Annotated in this window: 10 protein-coding genes; 2 read left to right on the top strand and 8 right to left on the bottom strand. The window is 64.8% G+C overall.

Going from position 1 to position 14,358, the window contains the following annotated elements; genetic code table 11:
* Positions 1-18: 18 nt before the first annotated feature.
* From Atep_RS04320 to Atep_RS04305, 4 genes are all read right to left on the bottom strand, one after another.
* Complete coding sequence (locus tag Atep_RS04320) at positions 19-2,394, bottom strand: nitric oxide reductase activation protein NorD (protein WP_213380434.1); 2,376 nt, start codon at positions 2,392-2,394, stop codon at positions 19-21.
* A 36-nt stretch (positions 2,395-2,430) separates the two neighbouring features.
* Positions 2,431-3,237 (bottom strand): CbbQ/NirQ/NorQ/GpvN family protein, encoded by an 807-nt coding sequence (locus Atep_RS04315; RefSeq protein ID WP_213380433.1) that lies wholly within the window; start codon positions 3,235-3,237, stop codon positions 2,431-2,433.
* Between the two features lie 146 nt (positions 3,238-3,383).
* On the bottom strand, positions 3,384-3,740 hold the full coding sequence (locus tag Atep_RS04310; protein WP_213380432.1) for a ribulose bisphosphate carboxylase small subunit: 357 nt from the start codon (positions 3,738-3,740) through the stop codon (positions 3,384-3,386).
* 167 nt (positions 3,741-3,907) lie between these two features.
* Positions 3,908-5,326 carry a form I ribulose bisphosphate carboxylase large subunit gene (locus Atep_RS04305; protein ID WP_213380431.1) on the bottom strand — a complete coding sequence of 473 codons (1,419 nt, stop codon included), beginning with the start codon at positions 5,324-5,326 and terminating at the stop codon, positions 3,908-3,910.
* Positions 5,327-5,552: 226 nt separating this feature from the next.
* Between Atep_RS04305 and Atep_RS04300 the strand changes: the two genes are divergently transcribed.
* Positions 5,553-6,476: a LysR family transcriptional regulator gene (locus tag Atep_RS04300; RefSeq protein ID WP_213380430.1), complete on the top strand. Its 924-nt coding sequence runs from the start codon at positions 5,553-5,555 to the stop codon at positions 6,474-6,476.
* Between the two features lie 108 nt (positions 6,477-6,584).
* Complete coding sequence (locus tag Atep_RS04295; RefSeq protein WP_213380429.1) at positions 6,585-7,070, top strand: peptidylprolyl isomerase; 486 nt, start codon at positions 6,585-6,587, stop codon at positions 7,068-7,070.
* Positions 7,071-7,264: 194 nt separating this feature from the next.
* Here the strand turns inward: Atep_RS04295 and mgtE are convergent, their stop codons facing one another.
* The 4 genes from mgtE to clpB all read right to left on the bottom strand — a co-directional run bounded on the left by mgtE (position 7,265) and on the right by clpB (position 14,274).
* Positions 7,265-8,707, bottom strand: a complete 1,443-nt coding sequence (mgtE, locus tag Atep_RS04290) for a magnesium transporter (RefSeq protein WP_213380428.1) — start codon at positions 8,705-8,707, stop codon at positions 7,265-7,267.
* An 81-nt stretch (positions 8,708-8,788) separates the two neighbouring features.
* Entirely contained in the window at positions 8,789-9,655 is an 867-nt protein-coding gene (locus Atep_RS04285; RefSeq protein WP_213380427.1) for a general secretion pathway protein GspB, read from the bottom strand.
* A complete protein-coding gene (locus Atep_RS04280) occupies positions 9,652-11,484 on the bottom strand; it encodes an ExeA family protein (RefSeq protein ID WP_213380426.1) in 1,833 nt (610 codons plus the stop codon). The genes Atep_RS04285 and Atep_RS04280 overlap by 4 nt, the downstream gene beginning before the upstream one ends.
* 192 nt (positions 11,485-11,676) lie before the next feature.
* The gene (gene clpB / locus Atep_RS04275; protein WP_213380425.1) at positions 11,677-14,274 is read right to left on the bottom strand and encodes an ATP-dependent chaperone ClpB; all 2,598 of its coding nucleotides are present in this window, start codon (positions 14,272-14,274) and stop codon (positions 11,677-11,679) included.
* Positions 14,275-14,358 lie beyond the last annotated feature (84 nt).

Here is a 14,358-nt window from a genome sequence, read left to right as displayed (position 1 = left end):
ATCGTCTGTAACCGTCGATCAGCCCGTCAGCGCCGCGAACACCGCCGGCAGCCGCTCAGGCAGCCGCTCGACCTGATCGACGACCGAATAGGCGTTCTCGCCGAAGATGCGCGCCACATAGCGGTCGGCCTCGGGGTCGAGGGTCAGACAGTAGGTGTGGATGCCCTTCATGCGCAGATCCTCGACCGCCTTCTTGGCATCGTGGCGCAGATACTGCGGGTCGCGCTCGTCGATGTCGGCCGGCTCGCCGTCGGTGATCAGCAGCACCAGCCGTTTCCGTGCCGGCTGCTGGCTCAGATGCCGGCCGGCATGACGCAGGGCCGCGCCCATGCGGGTCGAGAGACCGCCCTTCATGCCCGCGAGCCGCGACTTGGCCTCGTCGCCATAGGGCTGATCGAAGTCCTTGAAGCGGTAGTACTGGACATCGTGGCGGCCATCGGAGGCAAAGCCATGCACGGCAAAACTGTCCCCAATGGAATCGATGGCCCAGGCCAGCAGCCCGGTCGATTCGCGCGTCAGATCCAGGATGCTCGGCGCCTCGTCATAGCCCGGCTCGCCTTCCTTGACCCCGACCTTCTCGTTGGTCGACTGCGACAGATCCATCAGCACCAGGATGGCCAGATCGCGCACATGGCGCGTGATGCGGATGTTGATGCGCGGATCGGGCATGACCCCGCGCCGGATGTCGATCATGGCGCGCACGGCGGCGTTCAGATCCAGCTCCTCGCCTTCCTCGTAGCCGCGCCGGCGCACGATGCCCTGCGGCTGGAGTGCGTCGATCAGATGGCGGATACGGCTGGCGACCGGCTTGTGCTTGGTCAGGATGGCATCCATGGTCTCGGGATCGCCGCGACCCTGACGACGCTCGATCACGGTCGCCCAGTCCGGGCGATGGAGCTGCACCCGATAGTCCCATTCCTGATAGTGATAGGGCTCGGAGACCGGCTCCTTGCCTTCCAGCTCATTGATGGTGCAACCCTCCTGATCGAGCCAGAAGGGCGTCGACAGGGTCCAGATCTCCTGCGCGTCGTCGCCGGCCAGCTCGCAGTCGACCTCGTTGACCATCTCCATGACATTGACGTTGCGCCGCACCTGCTGCCGGCTGGCGGGCAGATAGTCCACGCCGCGCGTCATGAACAGGTTCTCGTCGAAGTCCCAGACGTAGTCGTTGTCGTCGCGATAGGGGATCGGCCAGTCTTCCAGGATGCGCAGACTGGGGACGGCGCAGATCTGGACCGCGCGGTTGTAGAACTCGACCCCGGCGATCCAACTGATCCGGTTGTCCTCGGGCGTGGCGGCGAAAGCCGCGCGGAAGGCGTCCGCCGACTCATTGACGAGCGCCTCGGCATCGCGATAGTCGGCATCCAACAGCGCCCGCGCCAGCCGCATCATCAGATCCAGTAGCGGATGACGCGCGCCCGGCTCATCGGCCCCGGCGGGCGCGGTGAAGAACTGGAGCCAAAGCTTTTTCAGCCCAGGAAAATCGCGGATCGCCAGCGACTCGATACGCGCGTCCTCGAACAGCCCGATGAGCACGCGCTGCGCCGGATTGATCTGCTCGGCGCTGATGGGTGCCGTGGTATAGACCATGTGCGCGGCGCAGTGCGCCGCCGCCGCGCGATAGAGTTCCACCCCCGAGATCCCGCGCCAGGCGTCGAAGGCGTCGGGCAGATGGATCTGGAAGTCTTCGATGAAAGGCTTGAGTCCCACACGCGATTCATAATCGCCCGAGGTCGGACGCATGAAGAAAGCCCGCGCCCAGAGCGCGCGCAGATAGAAATTGAGCTTGCGCTGGTTGTCGACGAAGAGCGTGCCGCGCCGCTCCTTCTGCAACACCGAGCGCGAGGACTCGGTCTGGAGTCCGAAATAGGCCAGTTGACCGTCCAGGTCGCGCGCATGGGCCTGCGCCCCCCACAGCGCCCAGCGCCGCAGTCCGCCGAGCGTGAGCTTGGAGAGCAGCTCGTCCATATTCTCCATCATGGGTCTCAAGCCCCGTGGAGCCTTACCGGCGAGCTGATGGAGCAGATTGAGATAGCCGCGCATCACCTCGATGTCACCGAGCCGGCTGGCCGCCAGCGGCATGGTCGCCATCATCAGCATGATGACGGTACCGGAGGTGTGCGAGGCCATCTTCATCAAGAAACTGACGATATCCGGGATGATGTCCTCGCCGACCTCCTTGGCCACGCCCGGCATCTCCTGGACATAGGTCAGCACCAGATCCGACCCCTTGTTGAGGCCGCACAGGGCGCGGATGCCGGTCAGATAGTGTTCGAGTCCCCGAGGGGACATCACCCGCGCGGCCTCGTGATAGCTCGATTCCAGCGCCTGGGCGTGCTCGTGCGCTGGATCGGCCTTGAGGCAGGCGAGGTATTCGCTGAAGTCGATCGTCATCTGTAGGAGCCCCCAGCCGGCAACGTCCAGCCGCCGTCAGAAATAGGTGTTGACCGCCGCGTCCAGGGTGTCGCGCATGTCGGGATCGTCGGTGAGCGGACGCACCAGCGCCATCTGGGCTGCCGCCTGCGGCTCGACGCCCTTGCCGATGAGCTGCGCGGCATAGACCAGCAGACGGGTCGACATGCCCTCATCGAGTCCGTGGCCCTTGAGGTTGCGGCTGCGATGCGCGATCTGCACCAGCTTCTCGGCGGTCGCCTTGTCCACACCACCCTCGTGGGCGACGATCTCGGACTCGATCTCGGCCGTCGGATAGTCGAAGTCGAGCGCGCCGAAACGCTGCTTGGTCGACTGCTTCAGATCCTTCATCAGGCTCTGATAGTTGGGGTTGTAGGAGATGACGATCTGGAAATCGGGATGGGCCGTGACCAGTTCGCCCTTCTTTTCGAGCGGCAGGTTGCGCCGATGGTCGGTGAGCGGATGGATGACGACCGTGGTGTCCTGGCGGGCCTCGACCACTTCGTCGAGATAGCAGATGGCACCGATGCGCGCGGCGACCGTCAGCGGGCCGTCCTGCCACTTGGTGCCGTTGATGTCGAGCAGGAAGCGTCCGACCAGATCCGAGGCGGTCATGTCCTCGTTACAGGCCACGGTGATCAGCGGCTTGCCGAGTTTCCAGGCCATGTATTCGACGAAGCGCGTCTTGCCGCAGCCGGTCGGTCCCTTGAGCATGACCGGCATGCGCGCGGCATAGGCCGCTTCGTAGAGCGCCACCTCGTTGCTCACGGGGCGGTAGTAGGGTTCCTGGTCAATCAGATATTGAGTACTGTCGATGTCTGACATGGAAGCGATCCCCTTCAGGGTCGATGGTTTGACGCAAAGCCCGGACAAAACGAAGCCCCTGCCCCTTCGATGAGGAAGCAGGGGCTCGTGTGTAAAGCCGCCGGCGGTGCAGAGGGTACGCCATGCGTACCCTACAGCTCGGTCGATCAGACCGGCTTGCCGCGATAGACCACCATCTCGGCGCCCTTGGACTGGGCGTAGTTGTCGTAGCCGATCAGGCGCACGTGGTTGTTGGGGTGCGCCTTGTGGCAGGCCTCGGCTTCCTTGAGGATGGCGTCGACGTTGGTCTCACCGAACATCGGCAGCTTCCACATGTACCAGTAGTGGTCGAAGGCATTTTCCGGCTCGGTGTGCTCGATGGCCGGATTCCAGCCCTTGCCGACGATGTACTCGACCTGCTTGCGGATGCGGTCGGCATCCATCGCCGGCAGGTAGGAGAAGGTCTCGAACTTGCGGCTGTTGACGTCTTCGAGGCTGGAACTGTAATCCTGCATTTCGCTCATGGGTGTGATGCTCCGAAATCTGGTTTGTTCGTAGTTCGATGGTTGGATGGTGTCGGATCGGCGTGGAGGGGAACCGCATCGATGATGGTCGATGCGGTTCCTGCATTACCAAGATTATTGGTGTGCCATATCCAGCTTGTCGTTTCAATCCGCGCCTATAAAATCAATCATTTATGGGCGACATCCAGCTTGTCGACGGTGTCGAACTCGAACTTGATCTCCTTCCAGGTCTCCATGGCGATCTTGAGTTCCGGACTGGACGCAGCGGCCTTGGTGAGCACGTCCTTGCCTTCCTTCTCGATGGCGATGCCCTGGTTGCGAGCCTCGACGCAGGCTTCCAGCGCGACACGGTTGGCGCAGGCGCCGGCCGCGTTGCCCCAGGGATGACCCAGGGTGCCGCCGCCGAACTGGAGCACCGAGTCGTCACCGAAGATGGTCACGAGCGCCGGCATGTGCCAGACATGGATACCGCCGGAGGCGACGGCGAAGGCACCGGGCATGGAGCCCCAATCCTGGTCGAAGAAGATACCGCGCGAACGGTCTTCCTTGATGTACTTCTCACGCAGCAGGTCGATCCAGCCCAGGGTGGAGGCGCGGTCGCCTTCCAGCTTGCCGACCACGGTGCCGGTGTGCAGGTGATCGCCGCCCGACAGACGCAGGATCTTGGTCAGGACGCGGAAGTGGATGCCGTGGTGCGGGTTGCGGTCCATGACCGCGTGCATGGCGCGGTGGATGTGCAGCAGCACGCCGTTGTCACGGCACCACTGGGCCAGACCCGTGTTGGCGCAGAAACCGCCGGTGATGTAGTCGTGCATGATGATCGGGGCGCCGATCTCCTTGGCGTACTCGGCGCGCTTGTACATCTCTTCCGGGGTCGGCGCGGTCACGTTCAGATAGTGACCCTTGCGCTCGCCGGTCTCGCGCTCGGCCTTGTGGATGGCTTCCATGACGAAGTCGAACCGCTGACGCCAGCGCATGAAGGGCTGCGAGTTGACGTTTTCGTCGTCCTTGGTGAAGTCAAGACCGCCGCGCAGACACTCGTAGACCGCACGCCCGTAGTTCTTGGCCGACAGACCCAGCTTGGGCTTGATGGTGCAGCCCAAGAGCGGCCGACCATATTTGTTCATGATGTCGCGCTCGACCTGGATGCCGTGCGGCGGGCCGTTGCAGGTCATGACATAGGCGAGCGGGAAGCGGACGTCTTCCAGACGCAGGGCGCGCACGGCCTTGAAGCCGAACACGTTGCCGACCAGCGAGGTGAAGACGTTGACGACCGAGCCTTCCTCGAACAGATCGATCGGATAGGCGATGAAGGCATAGAAGCAGGTGTCGTCGCCCGGCACGTCCTCGATGGCGTAGGCGCGGCCCTTGTAGTAATCAAGGTCGGTCAGCAGGTCGGTCCAGACCGTGGTCCAGGTGCCGGTCGAAGATTCGGCGGCCACAGCGGCGGCGGCCTCTTCACGCGGCACGCCCGCCTGCGGGGTGATCTTGAAACAGGCCAGGATGTCCGAGTCCTTCGGGGTGTAGTTCGGCATCCAATAGGTCTCGCGGTACTCTTTCACGCCCGCGTTGTACGTCTTAGCCATTCTGGATCGTCCTCTGGATTAGGTTCTGTGATGAGGTCCGGATCGACCGGCGCCTTGCGCCCGACTGTCTGCTCTGGTCGAAACCCGGGTGAGATTATTAGCAAGAAACCACATAATTACTACTCAATATTGCTTATGCTAGATATAACGCATAGCTTATGATCTATGCGCCAATCGATTCCATTGCGTTTGTCTATCCAAATCGCCTGACGAGCCTTCCGCCACCATGCATGTCTCACTGCGCCAACTGCGGGTCTTCGAGGCCGTCGCGCGCCACAACAGCTACACGCGCGCGGCCGAGGAGCTGCATCTGAGTCAGCCGGCCGTCTCGATGCAGGTGCGCCAACTGGAGGATGAGATCGGGCTGCCGCTGTTCGAGCGGCTCGGCAAACAGGTCGTCGTCACCGAAGCCGGACGCGAGGTGTTCCATTACAGCCGCGCCATCGGCCAGTCACTGCGCGAGATGGAAGAGGTGCTGGAGTCGCTCAAGGGCGTCAGCCGGGGTACCCTGTGCATCGCCGTGGCCAGCACGGTCAACTATTTCGCCCCACGGCTGATGGCCATCTTCCAGCAGCGTCATCCGGGGATCGGCCTGCGGCTCGACGTCACCAATCGCGAAAGCCTGGTGCAGATGCTCGACAGCAACTCGGTCGACCTGGTACTCATGGGCGTGCCGCCGCGCAACGTCGAAGTCGAGGCCGAAGCCTTCATGGACAATCCGCTGGTGGTGATCGCCCCGCCGGATCATCCGCTGGCCGGCGAGCACGGCATTCCGCTGGCGCGGCTGGCCGAAGAGACCTTCGTGATGCGCGAGGAAGGCTCGGGCACCCGGCAGGCGATGGAGCGCTTCTTCAGCGAACGCGGGCAGGAGATCCGTCACGGGATGCAGATGACGCGCAACGAGGCGGTCAAGCAGGCGGTGCGTTCGGGGCTGGGGCTGAGCGTGGTCTCGCTGCACACCATCGAACTGGAGCTGGAGACGCGGCGGCTGGTGACGCTGGACGTCGAAGGCTTTCCGGACCGGCGTCAGTGGTATCTGGTCTATCGGCGCGGCAAGCGGCTCTCGCCGGCCGCCGGCGCTTTTCGCGAGTTCGTGCTGAGCGAGGCGGCGCGGATCGCACTGCCGACTCGGGTGATCCAGGCGGTTTAGCCTTCGCACCTTTCCGGCTCGCGCCAAACTCCTTAACATGCGCGGACACCCAACCAAGGGCGCGCTCGACCCGAGCCGTCATCCACCCCCACTCGGAGCAATCACCGAATGATCAAACTGACCACCAACCACGGCGAAATCCTGATCGAACTCGACGCCGAGAAGGCCCCCAAGACCTGCGCCAACTTCGAGCAGTACGTCCGTGACGGTCACTACGACGGCACCCTCTTCCACCGCGTCATCGACGGTTTCATGATCCAGGGCGGCGGCATGAATCCCGACTTCAGCCAGAAGCCCACCCGCGCCCCGATCGAGAACGAGGCCAAGAACGGACTCAAGAACCGGACCGGCACCCTCGCCATGGCGCGCACCATGCAGCCGCACTCGGCGACCTCGCAGTTCTTCATCAACGTCTCCAACAACGACTTCCTCGACTATCCCGGCCAGGACGGTTGGGGCTACTGCGTCTTCGGGCGCGTGGTCGATGGCATGGAAACGGTCGAGGCCATCAAGGGCGTGCGTACCGGCAGCCGCGCCGGGCATCAGGATGTGCCGATGGACGACGTGGTCATCGAAAAGGCTGAGATCATCTGACTAAGCTTCACAGTCCCCAGCAGCCGCTACGACGCCGACAGAGCGGGTCGGGTGGCGGCTGTCGGGGGTGTCGACCGCATGGATGCGGTCGTCAAGCCTCCATGGATGGATTCACGGCGTTCCCCGACAGCCGTCACCCGACCCGCTCCCCCCGTAGATCTGCACCCCAAACCGCCGGCCGACCCACCCCCGACTCACAACAAAAACAGCGTCGCCAACCCCAGAAAGATGAAGAACCCCCCCGAGTCGGTCAACGCCGTGATCATCACCGAACTGCCGAGCGCCGGATCGCGCCCCAGCCGCTGACGAATCAGCGGTATCACGACCCCGGCCGTCGCCGCCAGCAACAGATTGAGCGTCATGGCCCCGATCATCACCAGCCCCAACTCCAGATTGCCATAGAGCCACCAGACCACCCCACCGATCACACCGCCCCAAACCACGCCATTGATCAGCGCCACCCCGACCTCCTTCCCCAACAGACGCCACACCGCCGACGGCCCGACCTGCCCTATCGCAATGGCGCGCACGATCATCGTAATCGTCTGATTGCCCGCATTCCCCCCGATCCCCGCCACGATCGGCATCAGCGCCGCCAGCGCCACCAACTGCGCGATCGAATCCTCGAACAGATCGATCACCCGCGAAGCCACGAACGCCGTCACCAGATTGATCGCCAGCCAGGCCCAACGATTGCGCACCGAACGCATCACAGGCGCAAAGATGTCCTCCTCCTCGCGCAGACCGGCATGACTGAGGATCTCGGCCTCCGACTCCTCACGAATCCGGTCGACCATATCGGCCACCGTCACCCGGCCGATGACACGCCGCTCGGCATCGATCACAGGCACCGAGATCAGATCGTAGCGCTCGAAGGCGGCGGCGGCCTCGTCGGCATCGTCCTCGGGCGCGAAGGTCACGACCGACTTGGACTTCATCACCTCGGACACCAGCCGCTCGGGCTCGTTGATGAGCAGCGACTCCAGAGTCAGGACGCCGCGCAGACGCTCCTCGCGATCGACGACGATGAGCTTGTCGGTGTGATCCGGCAGCTCATCGAACCGGCGCAGATAGCGCAGCACCACCTCCAGGGTCACATCCTCGCGCACCGTGACCATGTCGAAGTCCATCAGCGCCCCGACCGTGTCCTCCGGATAGGACATGGCCGCGCGCACATGCTCGCGCTCCTCGTGATCGAGCGCTTCGAGCACGTCCTCCATGACTTCGGGCGGCAGGTCGAGCGCCAGATCCGCCAGCTCGTCGGCGTCGAGCGACTCGGCCGCCGCGCGGATCTCCGCACTGTCCATGGTCTCGATCAGCGACGGACGCACCGCATCCGAGACCTCGAGCAGGATCTCGCCGTCCTTGTCCGAACGCACCAGATCCCACACCAGTTGCCGCTGATCGCGCGGCAGGGCCTCCAGAATGTAGGCGATGTCGGCCGGATGAAGCCGGTCGAGCTTGCGCTTGAGCCAGCCGATCGTCTGACGATGGGTGATGGAATCGACCAGATCCTGATGCGAACTGTGCTGTCGATGCATCAGATCCTCGACCAGACGCTGACGCGAGAGCAGCTCGCGGATATCGCGCAGATGGCGTTGCAGAACGTCTGAATCGCGGGGCATTGGCTCGGTCATCGAAGCACTCGACTGGAAACTGGAAGGTTGACACGGTGGCCCCATCGCTCGGACGCGGGGCGGCTCAAGGGAACGCAGCGATCAACGGGGTACGTAAAAGGGATTGCCGAGATAACTGAGCACGGCCCCTTCCTGGAGAATCCGCTCCACGCGCAGACCCTCGCGCGTCTCCTCGCCCTCGCGATAGCGTAACGCATTGATGACGACGAAGCGCTTGGCGACATCCGGGTCGTAGACATGCACGGTCATCAGATAGCCGGGCAGGGCCGCCTGCTGCTGGGGCGTCAGCTTCAATCGGGTCGGATCACCCCGGATCTCGACCGGCGCGCGCCGGGAGGCCGGCGGCGGCATCCCCTGCTCGCGCCGCAACTGCTGCTTGAAGGTCTCGATGTCCTGGACCAGATCATCCGGCACCGGCCCCGTCCGCGGCGGTTCCATCAGGATTTCGCGCGCAGCATTCATCGCCGCCTGCTCGGCCTCCAACTGGCGCAACAGGTCGCGCTCCCAGTCGGAATCGACATCCGGATCGACCGGTCGACTCGGCGGGGCGGCGCGCCCGACCCGACTCGACTCGGACGGGATCGGACGTGGCTGCGGCGACTTGGGCGGCGGCGGCTCGACCAGCGGCCTGACCGCCGTGTCGGCCGCGACGGGACCGGGTTCGAGCGCCTGAGGTACGGCCGGATGATGGAAGACGGGCGCCGGCTCGACACCGGGCGTCTCCAGGGTCGTCATCGGCACGACCGGACCGGGTTGCGTCCCCCGGAACGCGGCATAGAGCGCGATCACCACTGCCAGCGCCGCCAAGCCGACCGCGAACAGCGCCCAATGATGGGTCTCGACCGGCTCCCGGTCCTCGACGAACAGCCCGGTCGCGTCCAGGGTGGGCACCTGACCGAGTTCGCGCTCCTGCTGGGATTTCTTGAGGGCTTCAAGGATATAGCTCATGGCGCGACCTCCATGGAGACCGTGGTCGCCAAGTTTTCATCGAGGCGCGGAATCCCGTCCAGGCCGATGCTCTGATAGAGCGCCATGAAGGTCCGCGGGCCGGCGATACCGTCGGCCGTCAGACCCTTGGACGCCTGAAAGGCGCGTAGCGCACTCTCCAGCGTCACGTCGAAGCGGTCGGCCGGGCCGGGCAGCATGGCCAGCCCAGGCACCCGCGACAACAGGTCGCGCAGCCAGCGGACTTCCTCACCGACCGCGCCCTGTCGGAGCAGGGTCGAGCCGCCCGGCGGCAACTGCCAGACCAGACGGTAGTCGCCGCTCCAGGCCGATTCCAGCTCGCCCACAGGCACACGCGCCCGTCCGTCGGGCCGATCGAGCGTGGCCACGTCGGCCCCCAGCTCGCCGAGCACCAGATAGCGCGGCGCGCCGTCCCGATCGGCCAGACGCAGCAGGGCCGGCAGATTGAAGAAGCGTACATGACTCAGGCGTCCCTGCTCGGACTCGCACCCCAGTCCGAACGGGCGGATGTGCGTGCAGGGGTCGCCCGCGCCGATCGTTCGGAGATCCAGACCCCAGCGGCGCAACAGCACGCGCATGGCCTCGGACTCGGACAGCGCCAGCGACGCGATCGATACCGGGGCCGCACGGGCGGATGCCTTCGGCGCAGCGGGTGTCTCCGTCTGACTATCCGGAACCGCTGGCGCCTCGGGAGCCGCGACCGGCGACGCCGAAACAGGCTCGTCCGCCAGACGCGCGCCCGGCTCCGGCAGCGCCTCGACCTGGGCCGGATCGTCCACGCCGGTCGCCGCCTCATCCAACGCCGGAGCGGACGCGCTCGGAACCACGGAGCCGACGAGTGCCATGAACGAGGTCTCGCCCGACCACCAGCCGGCCAGGAGCGCGCGCCGCTCGGACGTCAATAGCGTCTGCGCCAGCAAGCCGACCAGGGTCGCCAGCAGGAACGAAACCAGGGCGATCAGCACCAGCCGTCGGGGTGAGCGCGGCGGCGGATCGTCGAACGCCTCGCCCCGCACCTCGCGCGCGGCCTTGGCGACGATCCCCGGATCGACCTGTGAGCCACGGGTCACACAGGCGCCGAGCAGCGCGCGGTCGCAGAGGATGTTGATCACCCGTGGGATGCCGCCCGAATATTCGTGGATACGCCGGATGGCGCGTGCCGTGAACAACGGACGGTCGACCCCGGCCACGGCCAGACGATGACGGATGTAGTCGCCGGTCTCCTCCAGATCGAGCGGCGTGAGATGGAAGCGCGCGGTGATGCGCTGATCGAGCTGACGCAGTGCCTGGGTCTCCAGCAGGCGACGCAGTTCGGGCTGCCCGATCAGGAAGATTTGCAGCAGCTTGTGCTTGGTGGTCTCCAGATTGGTCAGCAGCCGGACCTGTTCGAGCGCCTGACGCGGCAGATTCTGCGCTTCGTCGATGATCAGCAACGGCCGGCGGCCATTGGCATAGGCGTGCAACAGAAAGCCGTTGAGCGCGTCGATCAGAACCTTGTTGGAGCGCTTGCCGCGCGGCAGCTCGATGCGGAACTCCTCGCAGATGTTGGTCAGGAGTTCGTTGGGCGACTGGACCGGATTGAGGACGAGCGCCACGTCGACGCCCTCGGGCAACTGTTCCAGGAAGGCACGACAGACCGTGGTCTTGCCGGTGCCGACCTCGCCGGTCAGGAGCACGAAGCCGCCGCTCTCGTTGGCGCCATAGAGCAGATGTGCGAGCGCCTCCCGATGCTGGTCGCTCAGGAACAGATAGCGCGGGTCCGGGGCGATCGAAAAGCTGGGCTCTTTGAGCCCGAAATATTTCGGGTACACGCTGGCGGCTCGATAGTAGGATGCGCGCCCGCGCCGCAAGCGGCTTGACTGGTCGGCTCAGGATCGCGAGCGCGGGGCGTGGATGGCTGGAACCGGACGCCCGTCATGGCGCGCCCGGTGGATTGACGAGAGGTTAGTCAGGGGGCTTGGGGGCGTCAAGCAAACCGAAGAGCGCCATCGCCTTCGATTCTGTCAATCGACCGGTTCACCCTGCAACACACGCTCGAAGGTGAGCCGGTCGTCTTCCAGTCCGACCTCGATCAGATCGCCGGGGCCGAACTTACCCGACAGGATCTGCTGGGCCAGCGGGTTTTCCAACTGGGCGCGGATGGCGCGCTTGAGCGGACGCGCGCCATAGACCGGATCGAATCCGGCTGCGCCGAGATGATCGAGCGCCGCGTCGCTGACCTCGAGTTTCATGTCGCGCTCGGCCAGACGCTGTTGCAGATAGCCGAGCTGGATGCGTGCGATCGCCCGGATCTGTGCCTGTTGCAGGGGATGGAAGACCACGATCTCGTCGAGCCGGTTGATGAACTCGGGGCGGAAGGCATGGCGCACGATCTCCATCACCGCCTCCTTCATCTCGGCATAGTGGGCCTCGCCGGCCCGCTGCTGGATGATGTCGGAGCCGAGATTGGAGGTCATGACGATGACCGAGTTGCGGAAATCGACCGTGCGCCCCTGGCCGTCGGTCAGGCGTCCGTCGTCGAGCACCTGGAGCAGGACGTTGAAGACGTCCGGATGGGCCTTCTCGACCTCGTCGAGCAGGATCAGGCTGTAGGGGCGGCGGCGGATGGCCTCGGTCAGATAGCCGCCTTCCTCGTAGCCGACATAGCCGGGCGGCGCGCCGATGAGTCGGGCGACCGAGTGCTTCTCCATGAACTCGGACATGTCGATGCGGACCATGGCCTCCTCGGTGTCGAACAGGAAGGCGGCGAGCGCCTTGCACAGCTCGGTCTTGCCGACGCCGGTCGGGCCGAGGAACAGGAAGGAGCCGATCGGCCGTCCCGGATCGGACAGCCCGGCGCGCGAGCGGCGGATGGCGTCGCTCACCGCGCGCACCGCCTCGTTCTGACCCACCACGCGCTGTTCGATCTCGGATTCCATGCGCAACAGCTTGTCGCGCTCGCCCTCCAGCATCTTGGAGATCGGGATGCCGGTCCATTTGGAGACGACCTCGGCGACCTCCTCGTCCGTGACCTTGTTGCGCAGCAGCCGGTTCTCGCCCTGCTCGGCCTGGGAAGCGGCGGCCAGTTGTTTTTCCAGCTCGGGGATACGCCCGTATTGCAGCTCGGACATGCGCGTCCAGTCGCCGGCGCGGCGCGCCGTCTCCATCTCCAGCCGCACCCGGTCGAGGGCTTCCTTGATGTGCGCGGTGCCCTGCACGGCGGCCTTCTCAGCTTTCCAGATCTCATCGAGATCGGCGAATTCGCGCTCCAGACGCACGATCTGACCCTCCAGATCGGCCAAACGCTTGCGCGACGCCTCGTCGGATTCCTTCTTGAGCGCCTCGCGCTCGATCTTGAGCTGGATCAGACGCCGGTCGAGCCGGTCCATCTCCTCGGGCATGGAGTCGATCTCCATGCGGATGCGCGAGGCGGCCTCGTCGATCAGGTCGATGGCCTTGTCGGGCAACTGCCGGTCGGCGATGTAGCGATGCGAGAGCGTGGCGGCGGCGACGATCGCGGTGTCGGTGATCTCAACGGCGTGATGGACCTCGTAGCGTTCCTTCAATCCGCGCAGGATCGCGATGGTGTCCTCGACGGACGGCTCGTCGATCAGCACCTTCTGGAAGCGCCGCTCCAGTGCTGCATCCTTCTCGATGTACTTGCGGTATTCGTCGAGCGTGGTCGCGCCGACGCAGTGCAGCTCGCCGCGCGCCAGCGCCGGCTTGAGCATGTTGCCGGCGTCCATCGAGCCTTCGGCCTTGCCGGCGCCGACCATGGTATGCAGCTCGTCGATGAACAGGATGACGTTGCCCTCCTGACGGGCAATGTCGTTCAGGACCGCCTTGAGCCGTTCCTCGAACTCGCCCCGGAACTTGGAGCCGGCGATCAGCGCGGCCATGTCGAGCGCCAGCAGCCGCTTGGATTTCAGCCCCTCGGGCACCTCGCCATTGACGATGCGCTGGGCCAGACCCTCGACGATCGCGGTCTTGCCCACGCCCGGTTCGCCGATCAGGACCGGGTTGTTCTTGGTGCGCCGCTGCAAGACCTGGATGGTGCGGCGAATCTCGTCGTCGCGTCCGATCACCGGGTCGAGCTTGCCCTGCTCGGCGCGCTCGGTCAGATCGATGGTGTATTTTTCGAGCGCCTGACGCTGCTCCTCGGCGTTGGGATCATTGACGGTCTGCCCGCCGCGCAGGGTCTGGATCGCCTGTTCGATCGCGCTCTTGCTGGCGCCCGCCTCGCGCAGAGCCTGGCCGAGCGTGCCCTTGTCCTCCAGCGCCGCGAGCACGAAGAGTTCGGATGAGATGTATTGATCGTTACGCTGCTGGGCGAGCTTGTCGGTCAGGTTGAGCAGACGCGAGAGATCGTTGCTCAGATGCACGTCGCCGCCGACGCCCTGCACGGTCGGTAGCCGTTCGAGCGCCTCGCCCAATGCTGAGCGCAGCTTGTTGGCGTTGACGTCGGCCTTGTTGAGCAGATGGCGGATGGTGCCGCCCTGCTGATCCAACAGGGCCACCATCAAGTGTATGGGCTCGATGAACTGATGATCGCGCCCCAAGGCCAGACTCTGGGCGTCGGCCAGGGCCAGTTGGAATTTGGCGGTCAGTTTGTCCTGTCTCACGGTCGTTGACTCCAGCGAAAATTTCCGGTTGTTTGCTCGGGAAATTTTGGGGCGCGGCGGCACGCGAATCAAGCCGATTTCCGC

It is taken from the genome of Allochromatium tepidum (assembly GCF_018409545.1).
Classification (GTDB): Bacteria; Pseudomonadota; Gammaproteobacteria; order Chromatiales; family Chromatiaceae; genus Thermochromatium; species Thermochromatium tepidum_A.
This window is presented reverse-complemented; position numbering and strand designations above follow the sequence as displayed.

What these genes read in the sequence shown, in the direction of transcription:
- Atep_RS04305 (WP_213380431.1), bottom strand. Translation starts at nt 5,326, where the DNA reads ATGGCTAAGACGTACAACGCGGGCGTGAAAGAGTACCGCGAGACCTAT.
- Atep_RS04310 (WP_213380432.1), bottom strand. Translation starts at nt 3,740, where the DNA reads ATGAGCGAAATGCAGGATTACAGTTCCAGCCTCGAAGACGTCAACAGC.
- Atep_RS04300 (WP_213380430.1), top strand. Translation starts at nt 5,553, where the DNA reads ATGCATGTCTCACTGCGCCAACTGCGGGTCTTCGAGGCCGTCGCGCGC.
- mgtE (WP_213380428.1), bottom strand. Translation starts at nt 8,707, where the DNA reads ATGACCGAGCCAATGCCCCGCGATTCAGACGTTCTGCAACGCCATCTG.
- Atep_RS04285 (WP_213380427.1), bottom strand. Translation starts at nt 9,655, where the DNA reads ATGAGCTATATCCTTGAAGCCCTCAAGAAATCCCAGCAGGAGCGCGAA.
- Atep_RS04315 (WP_213380433.1), bottom strand. Translation starts at nt 3,237, where the DNA reads ATGTCAGACATCGACAGTACTCAATATCTGATTGACCAGGAACCCTAC.
- Atep_RS04295 (WP_213380429.1), top strand. Translation starts at nt 6,585, where the DNA reads ATGATCAAACTGACCACCAACCACGGCGAAATCCTGATCGAACTCGAC.
- Atep_RS04320 (WP_213380434.1), bottom strand. Translation starts at nt 2,394, where the DNA reads ATGACGATCGACTTCAGCGAATACCTCGCCTGCCTCAAGGCCGATCCA.